The 24,925-nt window shown below is 64.2% G+C and carries 24 protein-coding genes and 1 pseudogene; 9 read left to right on the top strand and 16 right to left on the bottom strand.

The features are described from left to right. Window positions 1-20: 20 nt before the first annotated feature. The 5 genes from FJ430_RS29575 to FJ430_RS29555 are packed head-to-tail and all read right to left on the bottom strand — an operon-like array spanning window position 21 to window position 5,139. The gene (locus tag FJ430_RS29575) at window positions 21-1,049 is read right to left on the bottom strand and encodes a branched-chain amino acid ABC transporter permease (RefSeq protein ID WP_140709074.1); all 1,029 of its coding nucleotides are present in this window, start codon (window positions 1,047-1,049) and stop codon (window positions 21-23) included. Then, window positions 1,046-2,095: a branched-chain amino acid ABC transporter permease gene (locus FJ430_RS29570; RefSeq protein ID WP_140709077.1), complete on the bottom strand. Its 1,050-nt coding sequence runs from the start codon at window positions 2,093-2,095 to the stop codon at window positions 1,046-1,048. Before FJ430_RS29570 ends, FJ430_RS29575 begins: the two co-directional genes overlap by 4 nt. Further along, a complete protein-coding gene (locus tag FJ430_RS29565) occupies window positions 2,092-3,432 on the bottom strand; it encodes a metal-dependent hydrolase family protein (RefSeq protein WP_140643868.1) in 1,341 nt (446 codons plus the stop codon). The genes FJ430_RS29570 and FJ430_RS29565 overlap by 4 nt, the downstream gene beginning before the upstream one ends. Before the next feature lie 52 nt (window positions 3,433-3,484). Beyond that, a complete protein-coding gene (locus FJ430_RS29560; RefSeq protein WP_140709079.1) occupies window positions 3,485-4,264 on the bottom strand; it encodes an alpha/beta fold hydrolase in 780 nt (259 codons plus the stop codon). Further along, complete coding sequence (locus FJ430_RS29555) at window positions 4,261-5,139, bottom strand: fumarylacetoacetate hydrolase family protein (RefSeq protein WP_140709081.1); 879 nt, start codon at window positions 5,137-5,139, stop codon at window positions 4,261-4,263. Before FJ430_RS29555 ends, FJ430_RS29560 begins: the two co-directional genes overlap by 4 nt. 224 nt (window positions 5,140-5,363) lie before the next feature. Between FJ430_RS29555 and FJ430_RS29550 the strand changes: the two genes are divergently transcribed. Together FJ430_RS29550 and FJ430_RS29545 are read left to right on the top strand one after the other, a co-directional pair. After that, window positions 5,364-6,035: a FadR/GntR family transcriptional regulator gene (locus FJ430_RS29550; protein WP_140709083.1), complete on the top strand. Its 672-nt coding sequence runs from the start codon at window positions 5,364-5,366 to the stop codon at window positions 6,033-6,035. A 362-nt stretch (window positions 6,036-6,397) separates the two neighbouring features. Then, window positions 6,398-6,649, top strand: coding sequence for a DUF768 domain-containing protein (locus tag FJ430_RS29545; protein WP_140643874.1), 252 nt, complete (start codon window positions 6,398-6,400; stop codon window positions 6,647-6,649). 111 nt (window positions 6,650-6,760) lie between these two features. On the opposite strand, the pseudogene FJ430_RS29540 reads toward FJ430_RS29545, so the two are convergent. Together FJ430_RS29540 and xseA are read right to left on the bottom strand one after the other, a co-directional pair. Next, window positions 6,761-6,967, bottom strand: a pseudogene (locus tag FJ430_RS29540) (P1 family peptidase); the annotation flags it as partial. Window positions 6,968-7,045: 78 nt separating this feature from the next. Then, complete coding sequence (xseA, locus tag FJ430_RS29535; RefSeq protein WP_140709085.1) at window positions 7,046-8,611, bottom strand: exodeoxyribonuclease VII large subunit; 1,566 nt, start codon at window positions 8,609-8,611, stop codon at window positions 7,046-7,048. 119 nt (window positions 8,612-8,730) lie between these two features. On the opposite strand from xseA, the gene FJ430_RS29530 reads away from it, so the two are divergent. Beyond that, window positions 8,731-10,941, top strand: coding sequence for an EAL domain-containing protein (locus FJ430_RS29530; protein ID WP_140709087.1), 2,211 nt, complete (start codon window positions 8,731-8,733; stop codon window positions 10,939-10,941). 2 nt (window positions 10,942-10,943) lie between these two features. Here FJ430_RS29530 and FJ430_RS29525 read toward each other — a convergent pair whose 3' ends face one another. Next, window positions 10,944-11,900, bottom strand: a complete 957-nt coding sequence (locus tag FJ430_RS29525; RefSeq protein WP_140643877.1) for a LysR substrate-binding domain-containing protein — start codon at window positions 11,898-11,900, stop codon at window positions 10,944-10,946. A 237-nt stretch (window positions 11,901-12,137) separates the two neighbouring features. On the opposite strand from FJ430_RS29525, the gene FJ430_RS29520 reads away from it, so the two are divergent. Next, window positions 12,138-12,428 carry a DUF1127 domain-containing protein gene (locus FJ430_RS29520; protein WP_140643878.1) on the top strand — a complete coding sequence of 97 codons (291 nt, stop codon included), beginning with the start codon at window positions 12,138-12,140 and terminating at the stop codon, window positions 12,426-12,428. A 156-nt stretch (window positions 12,429-12,584) separates the two neighbouring features. On the opposite strand, the gene FJ430_RS29515 is transcribed toward FJ430_RS29520, so the two are convergent. The 4 genes from FJ430_RS29515 to FJ430_RS29500 all read right to left on the bottom strand — a co-directional run bounded on the left by FJ430_RS29515 (window position 12,585) and on the right by FJ430_RS29500 (window position 16,313). Beyond that, entirely contained in the window at window positions 12,585-12,863 is a 279-nt protein-coding gene (locus FJ430_RS29515; protein WP_140643880.1) for a hypothetical protein, read from the bottom strand. Between the two features lie 25 nt (window positions 12,864-12,888). Further along, entirely contained in the window at window positions 12,889-13,896 is a 1,008-nt protein-coding gene (locus FJ430_RS29510; RefSeq protein ID WP_140709089.1) for a DUF937 domain-containing protein, read from the bottom strand. A 102-nt stretch (window positions 13,897-13,998) separates the two neighbouring features. Next, window positions 13,999-15,372 (bottom strand): glutamate--cysteine ligase, encoded by a 1,374-nt coding sequence (locus tag FJ430_RS29505; protein ID WP_140709091.1) that lies wholly within the window; start codon window positions 15,370-15,372, stop codon window positions 13,999-14,001. A gap of 206 nt (window positions 15,373-15,578) precedes the next feature. Continuing rightward, window positions 15,579-16,313: a 16S rRNA (uracil(1498)-N(3))-methyltransferase gene (locus FJ430_RS29500; RefSeq protein ID WP_140654007.1), complete on the bottom strand. Its 735-nt coding sequence runs from the start codon at window positions 16,311-16,313 to the stop codon at window positions 15,579-15,581. 138 nt (window positions 16,314-16,451) lie between these two features. On the opposite strand from FJ430_RS29500, the gene FJ430_RS29495 reads away from it, so the two are divergent. Further along, the gene (locus tag FJ430_RS29495) at window positions 16,452-16,847 is read left to right on the top strand and encodes a GFA family protein (protein ID WP_140709093.1); all 396 of its coding nucleotides are present in this window, start codon (window positions 16,452-16,454) and stop codon (window positions 16,845-16,847) included. 6 nt (window positions 16,848-16,853) lie between these two features. Here FJ430_RS29495 and FJ430_RS29490 read toward each other — a convergent pair whose 3' ends face one another. Then, complete coding sequence (locus FJ430_RS29490; RefSeq protein WP_140709095.1) at window positions 16,854-17,489, bottom strand: hypothetical protein; 636 nt, start codon at window positions 17,487-17,489, stop codon at window positions 16,854-16,856. Between the two features lie 85 nt (window positions 17,490-17,574). On the opposite strand from FJ430_RS29490, the gene FJ430_RS29485 reads away from it, so the two are divergent. Both FJ430_RS29485 and FJ430_RS31660 read left to right on the top strand, forming a co-directional pair. Continuing rightward, window positions 17,575-18,273 (top strand): type 1 glutamine amidotransferase, encoded by a 699-nt coding sequence (locus FJ430_RS29485; protein ID WP_140654012.1) that lies wholly within the window; start codon window positions 17,575-17,577, stop codon window positions 18,271-18,273. A 292-nt stretch (window positions 18,274-18,565) separates the two neighbouring features. Continuing rightward, on the top strand, window positions 18,566-18,697 hold the full coding sequence (locus tag FJ430_RS31660) for a hypothetical protein (RefSeq protein ID WP_263481599.1): 132 nt from the start codon (window positions 18,566-18,568) through the stop codon (window positions 18,695-18,697). 41 nt (window positions 18,698-18,738) lie between these two features. Here the strand turns inward: FJ430_RS31660 and FJ430_RS29480 are convergent, their stop codons facing one another. The 3 genes from FJ430_RS29480 to FJ430_RS29470 form a co-directional block, all read right to left on the bottom strand. After that, complete coding sequence (locus FJ430_RS29480; RefSeq protein WP_140709097.1) at window positions 18,739-19,506, bottom strand: metallophosphoesterase; 768 nt, start codon at window positions 19,504-19,506, stop codon at window positions 18,739-18,741. Between the two features lie 113 nt (window positions 19,507-19,619). Next, window positions 19,620-20,756 carry an alpha-hydroxy acid oxidase gene (locus FJ430_RS29475; protein WP_140709099.1) on the bottom strand — a complete coding sequence of 379 codons (1,137 nt, stop codon included), beginning with the start codon at window positions 20,754-20,756 and terminating at the stop codon, window positions 19,620-19,622. 21 nt (window positions 20,757-20,777) lie between these two features. Beyond that, the gene (locus FJ430_RS29470; RefSeq protein ID WP_140709101.1) at window positions 20,778-21,581 is read right to left on the bottom strand and encodes a FadR/GntR family transcriptional regulator; all 804 of its coding nucleotides are present in this window, start codon (window positions 21,579-21,581) and stop codon (window positions 20,778-20,780) included. 207 nt (window positions 21,582-21,788) lie between these two features. Here FJ430_RS29470 and FJ430_RS29465 point away from each other — a divergent pair, with 207 nt between their 5' ends. Then, on the top strand, window positions 21,789-23,111 hold the full coding sequence (locus FJ430_RS29465) for a DUF3422 family protein (protein ID WP_140709103.1): 1,323 nt from the start codon (window positions 21,789-21,791) through the stop codon (window positions 23,109-23,111). Window positions 23,112-23,273: 162 nt separating this feature from the next. Next, complete coding sequence (locus FJ430_RS29460) at window positions 23,274-24,770, top strand: FAD-linked oxidase C-terminal domain-containing protein (protein ID WP_140709105.1); 1,497 nt, start codon at window positions 23,274-23,276, stop codon at window positions 24,768-24,770. Window positions 24,771-24,925: the final 155 nt, after the last annotated feature.

Below are 24,925 nucleotides of genomic sequence, written 5' to 3'. Positions count from 1 at the left end.
TGCTTCATCCGCGCCAGCCGCTAGGGGCCGGCGCGCAAGGATCCCTGGGCAAGATGTGGCTTGATCCTCCCCCACAACCCAAGAATTCCATCCGGCGAGACGAAGACGATCGCCAGGAGCACCAGGCCGATCAGCGTGTTGAAACGCTCGGCACCGACGATGTCGATGGCGAAGGTCTGCATCAGTATGACGACGATCGCGCCGACGAACGGCCCGATCGGGTGGCGCAGGCCGCCGATGACGGCGATGATCAGGATGTCGATCGCCACGTCGACACCGATAGTGCCGGGCGAGACGCGCCCGTTGAACCACACCAGAAGCACGCCCGCCAGCCCGGCGAGGATGCCTGCCAGGAACCAGGCGAAGACCTTGTGCGCGGTGACATGATAGCCCAGCGCTCGCATCCTTCGCGGATTGTCGCGGATCGCCTGCAAGGTCATGCCGAAGGTGGAGCGGGAGCCGTAGAGCACCGCCGCGTAGGACAGCGCCGCAAGGCCGAGGCAGAGGTAATAGAAGGGTTTCGGGTTCCGCCAGTCGATGCCCCAGAACACCGGCGCGTGAATGCCGGCGTAGCCGGAATGGCCGTTGAAGATCGCGTAGTTCTGCTGGGCGAAGTAGAAGGTCGCTGTCGCGATCGCCAGCGTGATCATGAGCGTGTAGATGCCTTCCGTGCGCACCGAGATCCAGCCGATCAGCGCCGACGACACCGCCGCCGCGGCAACCGCGAAGGGGACGACGGTCCACCAGGGCCAGCCGAAGCCCAGCACGTTGGAATTGTTGCTGCCGAGGATGGCGACGGCGTAGGCGGCAATCCCGGCGACCGTGATCTGCGCCAGGCTGAGCATTCCGCCATAGCCGGCCAGCAGCATCAGCGACAGCGCCAGCACGCCGAAGATCATCGAGTAGCCGGCGATCTGCGTCAGGAAGAAATCCGATGCCACCAGCGGATAGAGAACGAGCGCGACGGCAAGGATGACGTGACCCGCGCCGATCTTGTCCAGCCAGTTCTGTTGCGGCACCGCGCCGTCGGCGACCGTGGTCAGGCTCATCTCGCCTTCCCCATGATGCCTTGCGGCCGCACCGCAAGCGTCACCACCATGATGACGAAGGTGAGCACCACGCCATAGGTCGGGAAATAGACCAGGCCGATCTGCTCGGCCAGCCCGATGAGCAGCGCTCCGATCGCCGCGCCGGTGATGGAGCCCATGCCGCCGACGATCACCACGACCAGCGAGGCAAGCAAATAGCGCACGTCCTCGCCGGGTGCGACCGAGAGCGCCGATCCGCCGACGACGCCCGCGAAACCGGCAAGTCCGGCGCCGACCGCGAAGACGATGGCGAACACCGCATGCACGTTGACGCCCGAGGCCGACAGCATGGCGCGGTCGTCGACGCCGGCGCGGATCATCATGCCGACGCGGGTCCTGTTGAGCATCAGCCAGAGCCCGACTCCGATGACGATCGCCGCCGCCAGCACGACCACGCGGTAGAGCGGATAGGTCAGGAAAACCGAAGCGCCGCTCGAGCGCACCGCGGTGACGACGGGCAAGGTCAAGGCGCCGTCGAGCCATTCCGGCGTGGCGATCTGGTACGTCCCGCCGGCCCACACCGCCAGCATCAGGTCGGCGGCGACGATCGAGATGCCGATGGTGACCAGGGTCTGTCGGAGGTCGTCGCCCTCCAGGCGGCGGAAGACGAAAACCTGCATGACGACGCCGATGATGGCCAGCACGGCAAAGCCGGCGGCGACGCCGAGCAGCCAGTAGCCGGTGCGGCTGGTGACCTCGTAGCCGATATAGGCGCCGAGCAGGTAAAGCGAGCCGTGCGCCAGGTTGATGTTGCGCATCAGGCCGAAGATCAGGGTGAACCCGCTGGCGACCAGGAAATAGAGGCCGGCGAGCGTCAGGCCGTTGAGGATGGCGCTGACGAAGGCCTTCTTGGAGATCAGGATCGCGTTCAGCCAGGCGGGCCAGACGGCGAAGACCAGCCAGGCGACGATCGCCGCGGCCAGCAGGCCGACCAGGCCCCAGGCCTGGCGGCGTGTCATGCCGCCGCCCGACAGCTGCGACGACGATGGCTGGTCGAGTATGCTCATGCGGTCAGCCGCCGGCGCTGCTCGTTCATGCGCGGCGCCTTGTGGAACTTACCGTCTTTCATGATGGCGAGGATGCGGTTCTTGTCCTGCAGGATGCGCACGTCCGAAATCGGGTCGCCGTCGATCAACAGGATATCGGCGAGGTAGCCTTCCTTGATCAGGCCGAGCTCGTCGCCCATGCCCATGATCTGGCCGCCATATTTGGTGCCGGCCTGGATCGCCTCCATCGGCGAGAAGCCGAGCATCTCGACGAAGGTCTGGATGTCCTTAGCGTTGGTACCTTGCGGCGTCCAGGCAAAGCCGTAGTCGCCGCCGATGCAGACGCGAATGCCGCGCCGGTGCATCTTCTTCATCGTGTCGACGCACATTTCAAGCTCTCGCTCATATTCGAGCGACAGCGGCGAGCCGGGCTTGATGCCCCATTGCTCGGCGTACCGCGCGGTGTTGATCAGCCATGCGATGCCCGGCGCCACGAAATGCTTGTCCTTGACCGCCTCGAGCATGTCGAGCGCTTCCTCGTCGGCGAAGGAGGCGTGGTAGATGTTCTGGATGCCGTGGCGCACGCACTGCTTGACCGAGCCGGAAGAGCGTGCGTGCGCCGACAGGACCTTGTTGCGGCAACGCGCCTCGGAGGCGGCCATGGCGACCTCCTCTTCCGACATCGGCGTCTCCTCGGCGCCCATGCCGGTGATGCTCTCGCCGGATAGGTTGAGCTTGATCGAATCGACGCCGTATTTGATCAGCTGGCGCACCGTGCGGCGGATTTCCTCCGGACCGGAGACGACGATGCCGAGATTGAGGCCCTCATGCGGAATATGCGAGGGCGCGGAATCGCCGAGGCCGCCGACCGTTGTGATCTCCGGTCCCGCCGCGAGGTAACGCGGTCCGGGAAACCGGCCCTGGTTGATGAACTTCTTGGCGACGACGTCGAGCCGCGGCTTGGCGGCGGCCGCGCCCCGGCCGGCGGTGAAGCCGGCATCGAGCACCAGCTTGGCCATCTCCATGGTGACCAGCATGTGCTCCTCGATCTCCATCATCTGGATGGGATCGATGCCGGGCGCGTTGTTCCAGGACAGATGCAGATGCGCGTCGATCATGCCGGGCATCAGCGTCGCGCCCATGCCGTCGATCACGGTGACGCCCCCTGGCGCGCCGCCATTGTAGGAAGACGACGCGGAGGAGCCGAAGCGGGACGAGCCCTTGGTGATCTGCTTGATGCGGTTGCCCTGCACCAGCACCTCGCCGGTGTAGGGATATTCACCTGATGCGTCGAGCACGCGCACATTGGTGAAGAGCGTGCTTCCCGACCCGTTTCCGGCCCAGTTTTCGTCTGCCATAACAAGCCTCCCAACTTGCCGAGCGCGTAAGTCTACGCCCGATCCGAAATCCTCACCTATCAACCCGTCTCAAAAAATCGGCGAGCTTCGAGCTGCTCTCGCGCGGACTTTCCACAGTGGCCCAGTGTCCGCACCGATCGAGCGACGAGAATACGGCTCCCTTGATCTTGTCGGCAAGCGCCTGGGCGACGCCTGGCGGATTGACCGTGTCGGCATCGCCGGTGACGAGCAGGGTCGGCGCCGAAATCCGGCGCGCATCGACAGCTGTCGCCTTGGCCAGGGCCTCGCAGGTGCGGGCATAGGATTCGGGGTCCTGGCGGGTGATCGATTCCCGCACGAAGGCCGCTGCCGCGGGCGATGTCTCCCTGGTGTGCGCCGAGATCGCGTTGGCGACGATCTGATCGGCGATGTCGGCGATGCCGCCGGAGCGTGCCAGACGGGCTCGGTTGGCCAAGCCTTGCCGGGTCGCTTCCGCAGGTTCGGCCAAAGCGCCGAACAGCGCGAGCGAAGCTACCAAGGAGGGCTGTGTCGCCGCGATCTGCTGGCACACGATGGTGCCCATCGAATGGCCGACGAAATGCGCCGACGTTACGCCCATGCCGGCCATGGCGCGGATCACGGCTTCGCTCATCCCTTCGATGGTGAGCGGCTCGATCGGCCGCGGCGAACGGCCCGACCCCGGCAGGTCGAGCCGGACGACGCGGTAGCCCGACAGCGCCCCCATCTGCGGCTGGAACATGTTCGAGGTGCCGCCGAGGCCGTGGATCATCACCACGGCCGCGCCTTCGCCTGTAACTTCCCCGACGACCTGGCCGACAGTCACGGTCGTCATTGCGGCCTCTCCACGAAGCGGTTCTCCAGCGTGCCGATGCCGTCGATCTCGATGCGCACGACATCGCCGGACTTGAGATATCTGGGCGGGTCGAAGCCGATGCCGACGCCGACGGGCGTGCCGGTGGCGATGATGTCTCCGGGCTTGAGCGTGATACCTTGCGACAGCGTGGCGATGATGGTCGGGATATCGAAGATGAGCAGCGATATCCTGGAGTCCTGGCGCAGGTCCTCGTTGACGAAACAGCGGATGCCGGCGCTGGCGAGATCGAACTCGTCCCTGGTGACGGCCCATGGACCCATCGGACAGAACGTGTCCTGCGATTTGCCGATCAGCCACTGGCTGTATTTGCCTTGCAGGTCGCGTGCCGTGACGTCGTTGACGATCGTGTAGCCCCAGACGTGGTCGAGAGCTTCCTCTTTCGAGATGCCGCGCCCGCCCTTGCCGATGATGACGGCGAGCTCCGCCTCATAGTCGATCGCTGTCGACACGGAGGAGTCGATCAACACGCTGGCGTGGTTGGGGACGACCGATTCCGGCACTTTGGAGAAGATGATCGGGTGTTTTGGCACCGCGCCGGCGCCGGCGCTGGAATCGAAGCCTGAGCGGGCAAATTCGTGCGCATGCTCGTAATAGTTCTTGCCGACGCAGAAGATGTTGCGGCGTGGTTGTGGAATCGGAGCTTCGATCTCTACGCCCGCCAGCGGGACCGGGGAGAGGGTGCGCGGCAGGCCGGCTCCGTTGCGTTCGATCAACGCCAGCAATCCGGTCTCGGCGCGCTCGACGGGGAAATCGAAGGGGGCGACAGTCTGGGCGGCAAGATCGACGAGACCGACCCGCCTTTCGCCGGCGAGCGAGAAAGTCGCGACCCGCATGAATTTCCTCCCGTGAACCAATTTTGAGCCAATTTTCTGCTCTTTTGAAACACGCTAGCGCCAATTGGCTTAGGCCGCAAGCCGGATTCGGATTGGCTGCATGAAATAGTTCCAACGCTCGCGGCGATGCAAATGGCGACCTACCGGCAGGCCTGCATGATGGACGGGCGCACGAAAAGCTGCTATGAATGGTTCATCATTGGATCAGATAAACGCTGCCAAACATGCCCAAGCTGGTTGCCAACGACATCGCCATCGCCTTGAAGAAACGGATTTCGCTGGGCGAATGGATGGAAAACGGCCGTATGCCGCCCGAGCGTGACCTGGCAAGCGAGTTCGGTGTGGCGCGCAACACCGTGCGCCGCGCCGTCGGCCTGCTCGAGGATGACGGCACGGTCGTACGGCATGTTGGTCGCGGAACTTTTTTGACGGCAGCCAATCCCGATTCCATGGCCGCGACCGTCGCGCGGATGGAAGGGACCAGCCCGGCCGACATGATGGAGATCAGGCAGTTGCTGGAGCCGGCGGCGGCATCCTTCGCCGCGACCAATGCAAGCGCCGGCGAATTGAACGCAGTGCGCGAGGCGCACAAGATCGCCTGCGCATCCCAGGACATGCCGACGTTCGAGCACTGGGACGCGGAATTTCATCACCGCATATTCGCGTGCTCGCGCAACGACTTCCTCAAGGAGATCCACAATCTCATGCGCGTCCTGCGCAATCAGCGGCCGTGGTTCGAGATGAAGAAGCGTTCCTTCTCGGAGGAACGCCGCGCCACCTATTGTAGCGAGCACCAGCTCGTCCTGGATGCCTTGCTGGCGCGCGACTCCGAAGGCGCCAGCAACGCGATGCTGACGCATCTGAGGACCGTCGAGCGCAATCTTCTGGGGAGGTAGTCGCCCCGATGAAGGACTCCGAGTCGACATCGCATGAGGATGCCACTATATAGCGCCTGCTCCAGCTAAAGCCGGGGCAACGTTGACCGGAAAGCTGTGACACAGTCTGTGCTACCCATCGTGATACAAATGCGCTGTCGAACATAGAAAAAAGCCAGCAAAAATAACAACGGCGGCCTTCTATCGATCCCGGCCAACAATCCCATCATTCTCAACGATCTGAACGTGCACCTTCAACCCTTCCATTCCTTCGGTTTCGCGAACCACGGGCAAGATGTCTTGCCCGTCGAGGCCGACTCGGCTCGAATGGGGGGCGGACGTTCATGGCTACCAACCGGCTTAGCCGCTAGGGAAGAAGCAGTATGAGTGAACATGCGATCGAGTTCTTGCGCGGATGGATTGGCGAGAAAGTCCAATGCCAGCATTCGCCGATCAAGATCGAGCAGGCCGAGACCCTTGCCAAGGAGTGCTGCGCCAAGGCTGCCGAGGCGGGCATTCTCCTGGAGGACATCCAGGAAGAGGTCGGCGACATCCAAGAACTGATCGCGTCGCGCCTCGAGGAAGCCGCCGAAGAGGGCACTAGCGAAGCGAAGCCCGACAAGCCGGCGGAATAAACAGCCGCCTGCCACAGGCCGGCTCTTAGAGCAATTCCAAGAAAAGTGTGTAACGGTTTTCCGTCCGGAATTGCGTAAAAACAAAAAGATAGAGCGTTTCCGTGAAACGCTCTATCCGAATTTTTCCTTCAGCCACGGCTTCGGCTGCGCCGGCACGAAATTGCCGTCGCGTCCCGTCATATCCTCATTGGCGACCAATGCGTTGAGGATCGCTTCCTCGACACCTTGCACGACCGCGTCGAAGAACGGGTCGATGTCGACATCCGGGATGAACTCCGCGCGGGCGATGCGGCCGGAAGCCGCCTGGGCGGCCTCCGGAGCGCGATACTGAAGGAGCGCAGGCGCGGCTTGCCCGATGGCGTGCGAAGATGCGGGTCGTGGTTGCTCATACAGACCTCAGAACAACGAACCCTGATTGCCCGGCTCCTTGGCTTTCGCGGGTGATTTCGCGGCCAGCTTCGGCCGCGCGCCGCCGCTGGTTGCGATGGCTTCGGCATTGCCGTCGGCGAATTCCAGCTGCAGCGCCACGCCGGGCGCCACCTCCGCGACCCGCTTGATCACCGCGCCGTCAGCGTCCTTGACCAACGCGAAGCCGCGCGTCAGCACGGCTTTGTGCGACAATGTCGAAAGCAGCCGGTCCGCCTGGGTGAGAGCCGCGCGCAGCCGGTCGAGCCGCCGCGCCGTCGCCTGGTCCTGCCTGCGCGAGAGTCCGGCTAATGCGTCGGCCTGCAGCTTCTGCCGTCGGACGATCGGCGCCGGCGACAGCCGCGTAGAATTGCGCTGAAAGCGTGCGCGGCGCTCGCGCACGATGGCGAAGAACGCGGCTCGCGCCCGGGCAATGTCGCGGCCGGTCAGCGTGCGCGCTTCGTTGAGGCGCCGCGACAGGGTCGCCGGCGTCAGCCTTTGCCGCTCCAGCGTTGCTCGCTTGCGCTCGATATTCACCGTCAACCCGCGGCCGAGCCGGCTCGTCGCATCGTCGAAACGGCGGCGCGGCAGCGCCAGCAACTGGTCCGGCGAGGGGAGTGCCCGCGCCGCCGCGCGCACCGCCTGGCGCTTGCGATCCAGATGCCGCGAGGCGCAGGCGTTGAGCCGCGCGCCGAGGCTGGCGAGCGTCGCCTCCAGGTCCGCCCTGACCGGTACGGCGATCTCGGCCGCACCCGTCGGCGTCGGCGCGCGCATGTCGGCGACGAAGTCGATCAGAGTCGTATCGGTCTCGTGCCCGACGGCCGAGATCACCGGGATGGCGGACGCCGCAACGGCCCGCGCCAGCCCTTCGTCGTTGAAGCCCCAGAGGTCTTCGAGGCTGCCGCCGCCGCGCGCCACGATCAACAGATCGGGCTGGCGGATGGGTCCCTCCCATGTCAACGCGTTGAAGCCGTTGACCGCAGCCGTGACTTCCCTGGCGGTCGTGTCGCCCTGAACCCTCACCGGCCAGACCAGCACATGGAGCGGAAACCGGTCCTTGATGCGATGGATGATGTCGCGGATCACCGAGCCGGTCGGCGAGGTGACGACGCCGATGACGCGCGGCATGAACGGCAGCCGGCGCTTGCGGCCGGCATCGAACAGGCCTTCGGCCTGCAGCCGTCGTTTGCGCTCTTCGAGCAGCGCCATCAGCGCGCCGGCGCCCGCCGGCTCCAGATTGTCGATGACGATCTGGTAGTTGGATTTGCCGGGATAGGTCGTCAGCTTGCCGCTGGCGATCACCTCCATGCCTTCCTCGGGGCGGAACTTCAGCCGCGCCATGGTGGTCTTCCAGACCACGGCATCGATCCGCGCCCGGTCGTCCTTCAATGCGAAGTAGGCGTGGCCGGACGAATGCGGGCCGCGATAGCCGGAAATCTCGCCACGCACCCGCACATTGCCGAAGGCGTCCTCGACAGTGCGCTTCAGCGCGCCGGAAATCTCGCTCACCGTGTATTCGGTGGCGTTGCTGCGTGATTCGGTTGCTGTTTCACTCATTTGGCGATTGGGGAACGCTTATCGGCCCGCGTCAAGCGCGGAGAAACCGCGCTAATATTATAACGCGATCTTAAGCCCGATTTGCTTTGACAGGCCCAGAAGAGCCGGCCGGGGACCTGATGAGCGTACGCCAAAACAGCAGCCCGTTGACCCGTCAGGTCACGCTGACCGTGCTGACGCTCGCCGCTTTCGCTTTGGCCATCGTCGTAGGCTTCGGCTTCTACGCGGCCAGCCAAGCCGATGATGCCTCGCTCGTACGACAAAAGATGTTCATCGCCGATGGTTTGAAGGACCAGATTGCGTCTGTTCAGCGGGAGCAGGAAAGCGTTTCGGTCTGGGATGACGCGATCATCAATGTGAGGGCAGCCAACCAGACCTGGATCGAAGAGAATCTCAGTGTCTGGATGTACACCTATTACGGTCACAACCGGGTCTATATTCTCGACGCCGCCAATCATGCGATCCACGCCATGCGCGAGGGCAAGGTGGTCGACGCTTCCGCTTATGGCGAGGACCAGCCCACGCTTCTTCCCATCATCGAAAAACTGCGTCGCATGCTGGCTGGGCCGCCGCAGACCGATGCGTACGGCCAGCCTGCGAAGATGGTGGCCGGGGATCTGGTGTCGCTCGACGGCAAGCCGGCGATCCTGAGTGTGATGCCGCTGGTGCCGAGCTCGGACAGGATCACCCAGGCGCGTGGCACCGAGTGCCTGCATGTGTCGGTCGAATTCATCAACGACGCGGTGATTGGCAAGATCGCCGGGGAGTACCTGCTTGATGGCGCGCGGTTGGTGCCTTTGTCACAGCCGGCTGGCCCAGCCGCCGTGCCGCTGGTCGATTCGCGCGGCGTCATCCTCGGCTATATCGGCTGGGACCAGCTGCGGCCCGGCCTTGCCTTGGTGCGCGAGATCGCTCCTGCCTTGGCGGTCGCGCTGCTGTTGGCGGGCGGCGTGCTGGTCTTCCTGTTGCGCAGGTTGCGTCGCGCCTCGGCCGCGCTGCAGACAAGTCAGGACCAGGCGCAGTATCTCGCCTTCCACGACACGCTCACCGGCCTCCCCAACCGGGCGCTGTTCGAGGACCGCTTGCGGCGCACGCTGCTGTTCGCCAGCCAGGACCGGACGCGCGTGGCGCTGCTTTACCTCGACCTCGACCGCTTCAAGCATATCAACGACACGCTCGGCCATCCGGCCGGCGACGAGCTCGTGCGCCAGACGGCGGCGCGGCTCAAGCACACGATCCGCGAAGTCGATACCGTTGCGCGACTCGGCGGCGACGAATTCGCCGTCATCCTGCTTGACGTTCCCGACGCCGGAAGTGCCGAGGACATCGCCGAAAGGCTGCTCTTGAAGCTGCGCGAGCCGTTCCGGCTGATCGACGACCAGGTCTTCGTCAGCGCGAGCGTCGGCATCGCGCTGTCGTCCGGATCGGACACCGACGCGGACGACCTGTTGCGCAAGGCCGACATCGCGCTTTACGAGGCCAAGAAGAACGGTCGTGGCCGCTACGAGCTGTTTGCCGGCGACATGGACGATCTCCTGTTGCGCAAGCGCAAGGTCGAATCCGAACTCCGCAAGGCGCTCGACGGCGAAGGTGGCATCAAGCTCGCCTATCAGCCGGTTTTCGCGGCCGACGGCCGCGGCATACTGGGGGCCGAAGCGCTGATCCGCTGGGGGCATGAAGTGCATGGTGCCTTGCCGGCCGCGCAATTCATCGCGATTGCCGAAGAGCGCGGCCTCATCGGCGAGCTCGGCAAATGGGCGCTGCGCGAAGCCTGCCGCTTCGCGGTCACGACCGAATTGCCGTGGATCGCCGTCAACATCTCTCCGATGCAGCTGCGTAACATCGGCTTTGCCGAAGAGGTCGCCGAGATCCTGAGCGAAACCGGGCTCGACCCGTCCCGCCTGCAGCTAGAGACCACCGAAAGCGTGTTGCTCGAGCACGATGACGCGATCGGCACGGTGATTGCCGCGTTGCGCCAGTCCGGCGTGCGCATCGTGCTCGACGATTTCGGCACCGGCTATTCCTCGCTGAGCTATCTGCGCCGCCAGGCGATCGACAAGCTGAAGATCGACCGGTCTTTTGTGCGTCTGCTCGACGAGGACGAAAGCGCCCGCGCAATCGTCAAGACGCTGATCGAGTTGGCGCTGGCGCTCAAGGTGGAGGTGACCGCCGAAGGCGTCGAGACCGACGTGCAAAAGGCCTTGCTGGTCGGCATGGGCTGCCACCAGTTGCAGGGCTATCTGCTGTCGCCGCCGCTGGAGCCCGGCCAATTGCTTGCGCTGCCGGGTGTTTCGTCCGCCGACCGGGAACTGTCGGCAGCTCGCGCCTGACTTTACCAGCCAGGCATGATCTGGTTCGCCTTGACCCGCTTCATCTTGGCGAAGGCGAGCGCGGCGAAGTCGAAGCTTCCCGCCTCCTCGCTGACCGGCACGGAAATGTTGTCGAGGCTCTCGGCGATGTGGCGGGCCAAGGCGTCGACGATTTCCGGCTGCGAGGTCTGGCCACGCATGATGCCGATGCGGCAGTCCGGCAACTGGCCGAAGCCGTCGGCCTCGCCGAGCACGCGCATGCCTGGCCGGAGCGCGCATTCCGGCAGCACCGAGACCGCCAGGCCGGAAAGCACGGCCGCGGTGATCACCGTGGCCGAGAAGCTGGAGAACAGCACGCGGTACTCGCGGCTCTGCCGGTCGAGCACGTCGACCGCGGCGCGCCGCCAGATGCAGTTCGGCCGCCCGAACGCCATCGGCAGGGTTTCCTGCTCATGCGTGGCGTGGTTGGCCGAGGTGACCCACAAAAGCGGCTCGCGCCGCACCACCTCCGACTGGCCGCGCGTGTCGTTGTGCGTCACCAGCGCCAGGTCGAGATTGCCGCGCTTGATGTGCTCGACCAGCCCCGGCGTCGGCTCGCAGACGACCGTCAGCTCGACGCGCGGATTGGAGCGCGAGAAGCGCGCCATGATCTCGGGCAGGAAGCGGTCGGCATAGTCGTCAGGTGTGCCGATGCGGATCGTGCCTTCCAGCCGCTGGTCGTCGAAGGCGGCTAGAGTCTCGCGGTTGAGGTGGATCAGCCGCCGCGCATAGGAAAGCAGCCGGTCGCCTTCCTCGGTCAGCTTGTTGGTGCGGCCGTCCTTTTCGAACAGCGGCTTGCCGATCCGCTCCTCCAGCCGCCGCATCTGCATCGACACCGCCGACTGCGTGCGGTGGACCTCCTCGGCCGCGCGGGTGAAGCTTCCCGTGTCGGCGATCGAGATGAAGGTCTGCAACTGATCGAGGTCGAGCGGCGCTTTCATCGGTCCAACCTATCATTGATGTTGATGCTACAGATTAAAAACATTCGTTGGATTAATCAATCGCGCGATGCCAAATTGGCATCGTCCACATAAAAGCAGTGCATGTCGCCCAAAAGTGCCCCCGGTTTTGGCGGCAACGACGTGCATCACGTCAATGAATGGAAACCGGAACGGCGCTTCTCCCAAGGCGCCGCTTGCCTGGTTTCGTCCGCTCGACTCCTGGAAGGAGAGACTGACATGACCACGATTGAATTCGCTTCCGAGACCCCGCGCATTACCACGCGTCCGGCCGTTGCGACGCGTGCGCTCAATGCTCTCGCCAACGCCTATGTCGCCTGGAAAAATCGCCGCGCATTCTATCGCCTGGGCGAGATGTCGGACGCCGAGCTTGCCGATATCGGCCTGACCCGCGCCGACCTTCATGTCGCCGTCGCCGTGCCCTTCGGCCGCGACCCGACGGTGAAGCTGCGCGCCATCGCCAGCGAGCGCGCCGACACCATCGAGGATCTCGCTCGTCAGGTAGCCTGAACGGCCGCGTTGCCTGGATTTCCGGTCGCGTTGAACCTTTTCACGGCTCGGCGCGACCAAGTCTCATGCAGGCTCCCACACTCCCTGCCGGTTCCCCGCCGGCCAGCCTGCACATTGCCCGGTTCCTCCTCCAGGACCGGGCATTTTTCTTTTTGGCTAGAACTGGTCGATGAATTCAGCCAGCCGTGCACCGGCGAAGATCAGAATGCCGAAACTCAGAAAACACAGAGCTAATATCCCATAGCCGGCGCGATTGCTTTCATCGACGCTCTTCCATTGCGATGGCAATGGTTTGCCATGCTTCAAGGCGTCGCGGATATCGCTGTACCCGGGGGCATTCCGTGGATTGACGAGGTCGTAACGAAAAAGGGCAAAGGCAGCGCCTATCGTTGTCGCCGCCATTAGGCCTTCAACGATCACTTCGCCCAGGGTCATTTGGATACCCACCGCATTGGGCGACCTACCGCCGGTCCATGTCGCGCTTGAACTGGTCGAAGATCGTCCCGACGCTCTTCTCATATTCGTCGCGCTGCTGAGCGCCGGTCTCGAACATCTTGCCGAAGATATCGTCGAACGGGTTTCGCGGCCGGCCGCTCGGATTGGTTTGCGGCTGTTGCGGCGCGCTTGGCTGCGGTTGGCGCTGCTGCGGCTGCGGCGCCGGTTGTCCCCCAGGCAGGCCGAAACCGCCGCCGCCCTGGCGCAGCATTTCCTCGAAGATCTTGCCGAGCGGGTTGTCGCCATAGGGGCTTTGCGTCGGTTGAGTCAGCTGCGGCTGCTGCGTCGTGCCGCCGCCGAACATATCCTGCAGCACCTTGCCGAGCGGGTTTTCGCCGTACGGACTGGGCGCCTGCTGGGGCTGGTTTTGCGGTTGCTGCGCGCCGCCGCCGAACATGTCCTGCAGCATTTTGCCGAGCGGGTTCTCGCCATAGGGCGCCGGCTGCGGTGCCGGCGCGAGGCCGCCTTGGCGCATCATCTGCTCGATGATCTCGCCGAGCGGATTGCCGCTGCCGCCGAAGCCGGCGGCCTGCATCTGCCCCCCACTCAATTGATTGTTGGTCTGCTTGAACAGCCCGCCCATCATCATCGAAGCCATGGCCGGCAGCATCTGCTGCAGCACCTGCTGGCTCAAGCCCGTCGCCTGCGCGGCTTGGCTCGCCACGGCGCGCGACAAATCCTTCGAGCCGAACAGATGGCCGAGTATGCCGTTGCCCTCATCGATGCCTTGCGGCGAAAAGGCCCTCGTGGCGTCCTCGAAATACTTGGCGTGCTGGCCGCTAGCCATCGCCGTCATGAACGCGCCCATCCCGTAGGGATCGGCGGTGTTGCGCTGCAGCCCTTGCGAGAAGGCCGGCAACAGCGCCTGCACCGCGGCCTGCGTCTGCTGCATCGAAAGCCCGTATTGCTGGGCCAGCGCCTGCATGCCGGCGCCGTTCTGGGCCTGGGCGAAAATGTCGAACAGGGAAGGCATTTGGGTTCTCCTTCGAGAATATCCTCATCGGAGAGCCTAGTTCGTTTCCATCACCGATTGAAGCGGCTTTTGGCGCCCAACCGCTCGGCGCATGCCGGACGGTTAATACGCATATTCCATGAACACGGGCTCGATCGAACCGCCCCAGCGCGTGTGGTAGGCCGACAGCATCTCCTCGGCGCTGGTCGTGCCGCGGGCGACCACTTCGTCGAGCGTGTTGAGAAACGACGTCTCGTCATAGCCGTCGCGGTTCTTCTTGGCCCGATTCTTCAGGCCCATGCGCGAGACGGCGAGCACGTCGCGGGCGACATCGCGCAAGGTGGCGTTGCGGAACGGCGCCGCGATGCCTTGCTCCGGCACGGCGTTGCGCATCGCCAGCGCTTCCTCGTAGGTCCAGCTCGCGGTCAGCGTCTCGGCGGCGTCAAGCGCCTGCTCGTCATAGAGCAGCCCGACCCAGAAGGCGGGCAGGGCGCAGATGCGCCGCCACGGGCCACCGTCGGCGCCGCGCATTTCGAGGAAACGCTTCAGGCGCACGTCGGGAAACAGGGTCGAGAGATGATTTGCCCAATCGCCCATCGTCGGCAGCCCGTCGGGAATCTCGTTGCGCGCGGCGCCTTCCATGAACTGGCGGAACGTGTAGCGCGTCATGTCGTGATAATGGCCGTCGCGGATGACGAAATACATCGGCACGTCGAGCGCCCATTCGACATAGTCGGCGAAGCCGAAATCGGGCGAGAAGCAGAATTCGAGCATGCCGGAGCGCTGGTTGTCGGTATCGCGCCAGATGTCGCCGCGCCAGCTCTGCAGGCCGTTCGGCCGGCTCTCGGTGAAGGGCGAGTTGGCAAACAGCGCCGTCGACAGCGGCTGCAGCTTCAGCGACACCTGCATCTTGCGGCGCATGTCCGTCTCGCTCTCGAAGTCGAGGTTCACCTGGATCGTACAGGTGCGGTACATCATGTCGAGGCCCTTGGTGCCGACCTTCGGCATGTAGCGGGTCATGATCTCGTAGCGCGACTTCGGCATTTTCGGCGTGTCGGCAAGCGACCATTTCGGGCTGCCGCCAAGGCCGAGGAAGCGGATACCCATCGGTTCGGCGATCTCGCGCACCTGCGCCAGATGCGCATTGCCCTCGCGACAGGTCTGGTGGATCGATTCCAGCGGCGCGCCGGAAAGTTCGAACTGGCCGCCGGGCTCCAGCGAGATTGCGCCCTGGCCGGTCGGCTCGACCAGGCCGATGATGCGGCCGGCGTCCATGATCGGATCCCAGCCGAGCTTCTCCTGCATGCCTTCGAGGATGGCGCGGATGCCGCGCTCGCCGCCATAGGGCACAGGCGCGTTGCCATCGACATAGAAGGGGAATTTTTCATGCTCGGTGCCGATGCGCCATTTGTCGCGCGGCTTGTTGCCGGCGGCCAGATAGCCAACCAGTTCGTCGATGCCTTCGATGGGCTGGGTATCGGTTGTGTCGCGCGCCATCTAGCCCCTCCGTGCGCATGATCTCCGAAAACCGGCACCGATTTCCGCTAGACGTCCTGCGCAAGACTTTAAATGCTACAGCGCCCTCTGCTCCTCGAAAAGGAGGCGCGGTGCTGCAGGGGCCGGACGGCCGCCGGCGCTAGATGGACGAAATGCCGGCAGCCGATCAAGCAAAAAATCCTGAGCCAGGCCTCAACAGGATTTGATCACCAGTCGCCGATCGTCGCCTGGATCGCGGCAAGCGCTGCCACCGCCGCCGTGTCGGCGCGCAGGATGCGCGGTCCGAGCGGAATGGCGGTGACGAAAGGCAAGGCCCTCAGCATCTTGCGCTCGTCGTCGGAAAATCCGCCCTCGGGTCCGACCAGAAGCGCAAGTTTCTTCTCACTTACCGCTTGCAAGGCCGGCAGCGGATTGTTGGTCGAGGCATCCTCGTCGCAGAAGATCAGCCGCCGTTCCTTGTCCCAATTGGCAAGCAGCCGTTCCAGCTTTTCCGCTTCGCGCACCTCCGGCACCGCCAGGATTCCGCATTGCTCGGCCGCCTCGACGACATTGGCGCGCAGCCGATCGATGCCGGGCTTTGCCACCTGCGTGTGCTGGGTGATGACCGGCTGCAACTCACCGGCCCCCATCTCGACGGCTTTTTGCACCAGGTAGTCGAGCCGGCCCTGCTTCAGCGGTGCAAAGCAATAGACGAGATCGGGCAGCGGCGGCTGCGGCCGCTGCAGCTCGAGCACCTTCAGCCGGACCGCCTTCTTGGACTTCGCGGCGATCGAAGCCGACCATTCGCCATCACGGCCGTTGAAAAGCAGGACCTCGGCGCCTTCGCCGAGCCGCAGCACATGCGCCAGATAGTGGCTCTGCTGCTGTCCGGCGTCGAATTCGAGGCCGGGCCCGAGATCGTCCGGCACGAACAGGCGTTGCATCTTGTAATTGGCGCGCATGGCCGAGCAATGAGCGAGGCTCCCCCCGGCGTCAAGTCGTACGGAAAAGACGACACGCGAAGGTCGGAACACCAATGCCGGTTTGTCTTGCGATCATAGAAGCTGCGAGCCAGGAAATTGCGAGGGATCGAGGGATCAATGAGCAAGATTACACGAGGCAGTTGCCTATGCGGCGCCATTCAGTACGAGTTGCGTGGCGAATTGCGTCCGATCGTTGCCTGTCACTGCAACCAATGCAGGAAGGCCAGCGGTCATTTCGCGGCCGCCACCCAGGTCGAACAGGCGTCGGCGGCCATCACGGGTGATACATTGCGTTGGTTCAAATCGTCGGAACATGCCGAGCGGGGCTTCTGTTCCGTATGCGGCGGCAACCTGTTCTGGCGCCGATTCGGCAGTCCTTTCATATCTGTCTGGGCCGGGACCATCGAAGGCAAGACAGGTCTTAAGATGGAACGCCAGCTCTATCCGGAATCGGCCGGTGACTATTACGATCTGCCGGCGGTGCCGATGGTGTCGCAATCGGATCTGAAATAACTGCGGTTAGCCCGCCCAGACGGGGCGATATCCGGCGCGGAGCACGGCGACTGTTGTCGGTGGCGTGATCATGATCGGACTGGCCAGTTCCGGCGCGTCCAGCCGGATCGGCGGTTGATAGCCGCCGAAGCTCCAGGGTAGGGCTGAACCATCAAGCAGCGCGTAGCATTTGTTGCCCACGGCGATCATGGTGCCGCCTGGCAGGCCGGCGAGCGATGCAGGATTGAGCCTTTCCCCTTGTCCGCCCGAGGCCAGCCGTTCCTTGTGCAGCCGCTTGTCGACCATTGGCGCGCGGGGGAGTTCAATGCCGAACGCTTCGCCGAAGCGGCTCACGAAATCGGTCGCCCGTTCGCGCCGGCAGAAGAAGCAGGGCCGATGGCCGGCGGCCAAAGCCGTCACCTCGTCGAGGAAGAAGAGCTCGGTCCAGCCGGCCTTGCCGCCAGGCCGATTGCGGCCCATCGGCTCGCGCCGCACATTGCGGAACTGGCAGACGCAAATGATCCAGGCCGGCAGGGCCCAGCGCTTCTTCAGAAGCGTCCTGGTCTCGGGGTCATGGATGATGCCGCGGTTGCCGGTGAACAGGCCACGTTCCGGCACGGCGTGGATAGCGCCGAAGGGATCGACCCGGTTCTGCAGTGGCATAGCTTTCTCTCCGCTGCGCATCTTGGCTGAGACACGGGCCGCATGATATCGCTCGCCCCAGCATTTTCATGTCAGCAGGTTTTCGATGCGGGTTTTGGTCGTCCAGAATTTCGACAATGAGGGCCTTGGCCAGATCGGCGCGGCCCTTGTGGAAGCCGGCGCCGACATCGATCTGCGCAAGCCTTACCACGGCGAAGCGCTGCCGCAGGACAGCAGCGAGCATGACGCCATGGTGATGTTGGGCGGCGCCCAGAACGCGCTCGACGACGAGATCTGCCCCTACTTCCCTGCATTGCTCGACCTGACCCGCGATTTCGCCGACAAGGATCGTTCGGTGCTCGGCATCTGCCTTGGCAGCCAGCTTGTGGCGCGCGCCTTTGGCGGCGCCAACCAGATCGGCGGCGCCACCGAGTTCGGCTGGCATAAGGTGTCGCTGACGCCGGCCGCCAAATCGGACCCGGTCCTGGCGGCGCTTCCCGAGAAATTCCCGATCTTCGAATGGCATGACGACACGTTCGGCCTGCCGGAAAACGCCGTGCGGCTGGCCGGCAGCTCAGTTGCCGAAAACCAGGCCTTCCGCCTCGGCCGCGCCGTCTATGGCTTCCAGTTCCACTTCGAGGCGGATACGCCGATGGTGCGCGACTGGAGCACGTCCTTCGCTGCAATGATCGCCGAGCGCCATCCCGACTGGAACGACCGGCTCGACGACGAGCTCGCCCGCAATGGCGCCGACGCCGACGCCGCCGGGCTGGCAATTGCCCGCGCCTGGGTGGCCACGATCTGATCCAAGCCCATCCTTGGACGAGGCGTGGCATAATTGGCACGCTTGCTGGTTTCCGCCTGGGGACAACATTCTTCTTTCTTGGTTTGTGTCCGGCCGCTCGCCTAAGAGGGCGCGCTTTGTATCGTCGGTGCAACCGCCATGAACCTTTTGTGTGATCCAGCCGACACACCGGCGATACAGAATCTGCTTAGAAGCGCGAAATCGTCGAAACATTGAGACGCATTTTATCGTTTCAACGCATTGGTAACCGCCTCGTGCCCAGATGCAGAAAGCTTAACCAGAGATGACGTCCGTGAAAGCAGCTCTCCTGTCTTTTGTCATGCTGTCTGCCATCGTGCTCTGCGGCCTGGGCATTTATGCCGCCGACGCAGCGACCAACCACCGGGCCGTCGACGGCTACGGCGTCACCGCCTCGCTGAACTAGATCCCGACAAAATCTGAGGCACGTCCGCGCCGGGATCGCGCCTAAAGCGCTTTCCCCTGCACGGCGATGATGCGTTTGTCGCCGCCATCGATGGCGAGCGCGCTCAGCGTTCCGGATTTCCAGGCAAGCGTGTCGACATTGACGCGGTTGGCTCTGACCTCGGCCTCGGGTACCGGCGTGTGCCCATGCACGATCACCTTGGGAAAGAGACCGGGGTGGTCATGGAAGGCGTCACGGATCCAGATCAGGTCCTGCTGGCTCTGACCGTCGAGCGGCACGCCCGGCCTTATCCCTGCATGGCAGAAGAAGAAGTCGCCGAAACTCACCGAAAAAGCCAGCGATTGCAGGAAGTCGACATGGCTGCGCGGCACCGCTTTCACCAGGGCCATATGTCCCCGTGCGATCGCTTCCGCCTTGCCGAACCAATGGCCGTCGCGCAGCAGATCCACGCCATAGGACTGCGCCGTCTGCACGCCGCCGTAATTCATGAACAGGCCGTCCGGCTCGGCATCGGCAAGGAATTCGAGCATGCCGATGTCGTGGTTGCCGGCGAGCATGATGTTGCGCGGATCGCGTTTCTGCGCCTCGATCAGGAAATCGATGACGCTTCTGGAATCCGGCCCGCGGTCGACATAGTCGCCGAGATGGATGATGCGCCAGTCGGACGCGGGCGCATATTCCAGTTCGCTCTCGATGCGCCGGTGCATGGCGGCGAGCAGGTCGTGCCGCCCATGCACATCGCCGATGGCGTAAAGCCGCATGCCTTCCGGCCCGCTTGCGTCGAGGTAGTGGATGCCGGTTTCGGTCAAGGAACCTGTCTTTTCGTGTTGGTCGCCGCGCGCAAGCTAGGACCAATCGATGAACAACGCCCTAGCGCTGCAGCTTATCCTTGCCATGTCCGCGATGAGGCGCTCGCCGCGCGCTAGCGCCGAAGTTGATCCTTGCCCATGTCGGTGACGAGGCGCTTGCCGCAGAGCGCCAGCGTGATGTCCATTTCCTTGCGGATGATTTCGAGCGCCTTGGAGACGCCGTCCTTGCCCATCGCGCCGAGGCCGTAGAGGAAGGGCCGGCCGATATAGGTGCCCTTGGCGCCGAGGCAGAGCGCCTTGAGCACATCCTGGCCGGAGCGGATGCCGCCGTCCATATGGACTTCGATCTTGTCGCCGACCGCATCGGCGATTTCTTCCAGCACCGAGATCGAGGAGGCGGCGCCGTCGAGCTGACGCCCGCCATGGTTGGAGACCACGATGGCATCGGCGCCGGTCTGCGCCGCCATCAAGGCGTCTTCCTTGTCCAGAATGCCTTTCAGGATCAGCTTGCCGCCCCAGCGCTCCTTGATCCAGGCGACATCCTTCCACGACAGCTGCGGATCGAACTGCTCATTCGTCCAGGACGACAGCGAAGAGACGTCCCCGACGCCCTTGGCGTGGCCGACGATGTTGCGGAAGGTGCGGCGCGGTGTGCCGGCGATCCCCAGGCACCAGCGCGGCTTCAGCGCAAGGTCGATGATGTTGGCAAGCGTCATCTTGGGCGGTGCCGAAAGCCCGTTGCGGATATCCTTGTGGCGCTGTCCCAGGATTTGCAGGTCGAGCGTCAGCACCAGCGCCGAGCATTTCGCCGCCTTGGCCCTGTCGATCAGATTGAGCACGAAATCCTTGTCGCGCAGCACGTAGAGCTGGAACCAGAACGGCTTTTTGGTCACCGAGGCGACATCCTCGATCGAGCAGATGCTCATGGTCGATAGCGTGAACGGAACGCCGAACGCTTCCGCCGCCTGCGCCGCCAGCATCTCGCCATCGGCATGCTGCATGCCGGTAAGCCCGGTCGGGGCGAGCGCCACCGGCATCGCCACCTTCTCGCCGATCATGGTCGATTCCAGCGAGCGGTTGCTCATGTCGACCAGCACGCGCTGGCGGAACTTTATCTTGCCGAAATCCTCTTCGTTGGCCCGGTAGGTGCTCTCCGTCCAGGCGCCGGAATCGGCGTAATCGAAGAACATCTTCGGCACCCTGCGGCGTGCCAGGTCCTTGAGGTCGGCGATGGTGAGGATTTCGCTCATGGTTGTCCCGCTAATCTGTGCTTAGGAGCGTTTTCGTGTGGGTTCGATGTCGCCGGCGTCCGAGCGCTGTCTGAGGCGCAGCCTGGACACGCGCTGCCAGTCGCCGCTGCGCTCGGCTTCCGCCATCGAGCGTTCGACATAGGTGATGTGGTCCATCGCCGCCTTGCGCGCCGCGATCGGATCGCCGGTCTTGATCGCGGTATGGATCGCACGGTGCTGCTCGAGCAGTGCCTCGCGCGCGCCGGGCACGCCGAACACCAGAAGCCTGTTCTGGAACACGCCCTCGGAGAGCAGCCGGTAACAGGAGCGCAGCGTGTGCAGCAGGATGATGTTGTGCGCGCATTCGCACACCGCATGGTGGAACTCGGCGTCGATTTCCGCCTCGTCGTCGAAGTCGCCGGTCCGGTGCGCCTCGTCCATGCGCGCCATGATGCCGTCGAGCAGGGCCAGATCCTCCGGCGTTGCCCGTCGCGCCGCATATTCGGCCGCTACCGCCTCGATCTCGCGCCGGTATTCCAGATAGTCCGTCACCGCCTTGCGGTGCGTGGAGATAAGGTCCGTCACCGGCTTGGTGAAGAGCTGGCCGATGACGTCGGCCACATGCGTGCCGCCGCCGGCCTTGGTCGTCAGCAGTCCGCGGCCTTCCAGCGCCTTCAGCGCGTCGCGCAGGATTGGCCGCGACACCTCGAACTTGCGTGCCAGCTCGCGCTCGCCCGGCAGCCGGTCGCCGGTGCGCAGCACGCCTTCGAGGATCAGGCTCTCGATCTGCTGCACCACCTCGTCGGCGGTGCGCGAATGTTCGATCCTGGAGAAAATGTCGCTCAAAGGGACGCCTGGAGAACGGGACGGAGATCGCCCAGATTAAAGCCTCTGTCACCAACTGGTCAAATTATTTATCCAATTTGTCCAGTTTGGTCGCAGAGTTCGCCGCGCGTCACGTTCCCCGGACGTCAATATTTGCTGTTTACGCGTCCCGCCGATTGCCGCAAGACGACCGGATTGCACGATGGGTCGAAATCAGGGGGACCAGCCGTGTCGGACGAGACGTCCAAACTCGAATTCCAGCCGCGCGCCCAAGGCAGCGTGATGGGCTTCCCGGCGCATGAGGGGCGACCTGGCGCGCTGGGCGAAGTCCATGCGCGCCCGCATCCGCTGATCGAGAAACCGCGGGTGCTGATCCAGCTTTCCTTCATGACCGAGGGCGGCGCCGCTGTCGACCATGCCGTGCTTTCGGAGCTGTCGCGGCGGCTGGGCATCGCCGCGCCCGAGCGCAATGCGCGCCACCATGCCATGAAATGGGGCAAGGGCACGCTGCGCTGGGAGCGGCATACGGAATTCTCGACCTATCTTTGGGAAGGGCCGCTGGCCGAAAACGGCCGGGCGCAGGAGGATTCGCCCTTCGGCAACGGTTTTTCGCCGCCGGGCACCGTGATTTCGGGCATCCGCCTCGAAATCCGCAAATGGACGCAGGCGAGCGAAAGACTGGTTGCCGGCTTCGACCCGACCAGCCTGTGCTATTCGCTGGTCGAGCGGGGCGCCGCCGCCATCATCACCGATTTCCGCCAGGACGGCGACGGCCTGACCCGCATGCTGGTGCTCGATCGCGGCCTGACGCCGGCCAGCACCGGCGCCTTGTCGCAGCGGCTGATCGACATCGAGACCTATCGCACGCTCGCCATGCTTGGCCTGCCGATGGCGTTGACGCTCTCCGGCCGCGCCCGCCGCATCGAGGACCGCCTGGCGCAGACCACGCTGGAAATGAAGGCGGTCGAAACCCGCGACAGCCAGACGCTGCTCGCCGATCTTACCGAACTTGCCGCGGAACTCGAGGCCGACGCCGCATCCAGCCTCTATCGCTTCGGCGCCAGCCGCGCCTATGACGGCATCGTCACCGAAAGACTGGAAGCACTGGATGAGGAGCCGGTGCAGGGTTACGACACCTGGGCGGGCTTCCTCTTGCGGCGCATGGCGCCGGCCATGCGCACCTGCCGCTCGGTCGAGGAGCGCCAGGCCAACCTGTCGCGAAAACTCACCCGCGCCACCACGCTGCTGCGCACCTGGGTGGATGTCGAGGTCGAGAGGCAGAACCGCGACCTGCTCGCCTCGATGAACAACCGCGCCCGGCTGCAACTGCGCCTGCAGCAGACGGTCGAAGGCCTCTCGGTCGCCGCCGTCTCATACTATGTCGTCGGGCTCATCGGCTATGTCGCCAAGGGCGCCTCGATCTTCGGGCACGCTTTCGCGCCCGAAGTCGTCACTGCCGCCTCCGTGCCGGTCGCCATCCTGCTTGTATGGTGGGGCGTGCGCCGCGTACGCAAGATGCATTCGGAGCCGGCGAAGCATCCGGGCGAATAAGCCGCCAAGCTTCATCTAGCGCGACCCAGGCCGCAGCGGCAGATTGCCGCTGCGGAAGCTTGCGTTTAGAGTTGGCGTGGAGCGCGACCAAAGCAGCGTTTGCAACGGATGCGTCAGGCTGGTAAAAGATTTTGACCAGTCAAAGCCAGATGAGGCTGCCCGATGTCCGGCCTAGCCATGCCCAAGCCAGATGCCGAAACGATGCGCCGCCGCGCCGAGATCGTCGCCGACATGCGCATCATCGTGCCGGGCGAGGGGGTCGTCGACGCGGCCAATGAAATGCGCGCCTTCGAAAGCGACGGCCTCACCGCTTATCGGCAATTGCCGCTGGTCGTGGTGCTGCCGGAGACGGTGGCGCAGGTCTCCCGCGTCCTGAAATACTGCAACGAGCGCAACATTCGCGTCGTGCCGCGCGGCTCCGGCACCTCGCTGTCCGGAGGCGCGCTGCCGCTCGAGGACGCGGTGCTGCTGGTGATGAGCCGCTTCAACCGCATCCTGGCGATCGACTATCCGAACCGCGTCGTGGTCGCCCAGCCCGGCGTCACCAATCTCGGTATCACCACCGCCGTCGAGCAGGAGGGCTTTTACTATGCCCCCGATCCATCCTCCCAGATCGCCTGCTCGATCGGCGGCAACGTCGCGGAAAATTCCGGCGGCGTGCACTGCCTGAAATACGGGCTCACCGCCAACAATGTTCTGGGCATCGAGATGGTGCTGATGAATGGCGAGGTGGTGCGCCTCGGCGGCAGCCATCTCGACCAGGAAGGCTATGACTTGCTCGGCGTGATGACCGGCTCCGAAGGCCTGCTCGGCGTCGTCACCGAGGTGACGGTGCGCATCCTCAAGAAGCCGGAGACGGCGCGCGCGCTGCTGATCGGCTTTCCGACCAGCGAAGAGGGCGGCCAGTGCGTCGCCGACATCATCGGCGCCGGCATCATCCCGGGCGGCATGGAGATGATGGACCGCCCGGCGATCCACGCGGCGGAAGATTTCGTCCATGCCGGCTATCCGCTCGATGTCGAGGCGCTGCTGATCGTCGAGCTCGATGGCCCGAGTGTCGAGGTCGATCACCTGATCGGACTGGTCGAGGCGATCGCCTATCGCAATGGCTCGACCACCTGCCGCATCTCGCAGTCGGAACAGGAGCGGCTGAGTTTTTGGGCCGGCCGCAAGGCGGCTTTCCCGGCCGTCGGCCGCATCTCGCCCGACTATTACTGCATGGATGGCACCATCCCGCGCAAGGAACTGCCGAGGGTGCTTGCCGGCATGCGCGACCTTTCCGAGAAATACGGGTTAGGCGTCGCCAACGTCTTCCACGCCGGCGACGGCAATCTGCACCCGCTGATCCTCTACGACGCCAATGTGCCGGGCGAACTCGACAAGGCCGAGAGTTTCGGCGCCGACATATTGCGGCTTTGCGTCGAGGTCGGAGGCGTGCTGACCGGCGAGCATGGCGTCGGCGTCGAGAAGCGCGACCTGATGCCGGAAATGTTCAACCAGGTCGACCTCGACCAGCAGATGCGGGTGAAATGCGCTTTCGATCCCAATCATCTGCTCAACCCCGGCAAGGTTTTTCCGCAACTGCGCCGGTGTGCGGAGCTGGGAAGGATGCATGTGCATCGCGGACAGGTGGCGTTTCCGGATATTCCGAGGTTTTGATGGGTGGTCAATTTCGGATGACTGCGTTCCTTCGCGCCCCCCTCTGTCCTGCCGGACATCTCCCCCACTTGGGGGGAGATCAGCTGTCATCGCAGCCTTCGCCAATCTTCGACGTTGCGAGGGAGGCGCGGCGGCAAAAATTGCCAATCTCCCCC

This window comes from Mesorhizobium sp. B2-8-5 (assembly GCF_006440675.2).
Classification (GTDB): domain Bacteria; phylum Pseudomonadota; class Alphaproteobacteria; order Rhizobiales; family Rhizobiaceae; genus Mesorhizobium.
Note: the sequence above shows the minus strand (reverse complement) of the source record. Positions and strands in the feature narration are given on the sequence as shown.

Coding starts and splice junctions, on each gene's coding strand:
- FJ430_RS29575 (WP_140709074.1), bottom strand. CDS start 1,049: ATGAGCCTGACCACGGTCGCCGACGGCGCGGTGCCGCAACAGAACTGG.
- FJ430_RS29570 (WP_140709077.1), bottom strand. CDS start 2,095: ATGAGCATACTCGACCAGCCATCGTCGTCGCAGCTGTCGGGCGGCGGC.
- FJ430_RS29565 (WP_140643868.1), bottom strand. CDS start 3,432: ATGGCAGACGAAAACTGGGCCGGAAACGGGTCGGGAAGCACGCTCTTC.
- FJ430_RS29560 (WP_140709079.1), bottom strand. CDS start 4,264: ATGACGACCGTGACTGTCGGCCAGGTCGTCGGGGAAGTTACAGGCGAA.
- FJ430_RS29555 (WP_140709081.1), bottom strand. CDS start 5,139: ATGCGGGTCGCGACTTTCTCGCTCGCCGGCGAAAGGCGGGTCGGTCTC.
- FJ430_RS29550 (WP_140709083.1), top strand. CDS start 5,364: ATGCCCAAGCTGGTTGCCAACGACATCGCCATCGCCTTGAAGAAACGG.
- FJ430_RS29545 (WP_140643874.1), top strand. CDS start 6,398: ATGAGTGAACATGCGATCGAGTTCTTGCGCGGATGGATTGGCGAGAAA.
- xseA (WP_140709085.1), bottom strand. CDS start 8,611: ATGAGTGAAACAGCAACCGAATCACGCAGCAACGCCACCGAATACACG.
- FJ430_RS29530 (WP_140709087.1), top strand. CDS start 8,731: ATGAGCGTACGCCAAAACAGCAGCCCGTTGACCCGTCAGGTCACGCTG.
- FJ430_RS29525 (WP_140643877.1), bottom strand. CDS start 11,900: ATGAAAGCGCCGCTCGACCTCGATCAGTTGCAGACCTTCATCTCGATC.
- FJ430_RS29520 (WP_140643878.1), top strand. CDS start 12,138: ATGACCACGATTGAATTCGCTTCCGAGACCCCGCGCATTACCACGCGT.
- FJ430_RS29515 (WP_140643880.1), bottom strand. CDS start 12,863: ATGACCCTGGGCGAAGTGATCGTTGAAGGCCTAATGGCGGCGACAACG.
- FJ430_RS29510 (WP_140709089.1), bottom strand. CDS start 13,896: ATGCCTTCCCTGTTCGACATTTTCGCCCAGGCCCAGAACGGCGCCGGC.
- FJ430_RS29505 (WP_140709091.1), bottom strand. CDS start 15,372: ATGGCGCGCGACACAACCGATACCCAGCCCATCGAAGGCATCGACGAA.
- FJ430_RS29500 (WP_140654007.1), bottom strand. CDS start 16,313: ATGCGCGCCAATTACAAGATGCAACGCCTGTTCGTGCCGGACGATCTC.
- FJ430_RS29495 (WP_140709093.1), top strand. CDS start 16,452: ATGAGCAAGATTACACGAGGCAGTTGCCTATGCGGCGCCATTCAGTAC.
- FJ430_RS29490 (WP_140709095.1), bottom strand. CDS start 17,489: ATGCCACTGCAGAACCGGGTCGATCCCTTCGGCGCTATCCACGCCGTG.
- FJ430_RS29485 (WP_140654012.1), top strand. CDS start 17,575: ATGCGGGTTTTGGTCGTCCAGAATTTCGACAATGAGGGCCTTGGCCAG.
- FJ430_RS29475 (WP_140709099.1), bottom strand. CDS start 20,756: ATGAGCGAAATCCTCACCATCGCCGACCTCAAGGACCTGGCACGCCGC.
- FJ430_RS29460 (WP_140709105.1), top strand. CDS start 23,274: ATGTCCGGCCTAGCCATGCCCAAGCCAGATGCCGAAACGATGCGCCGC.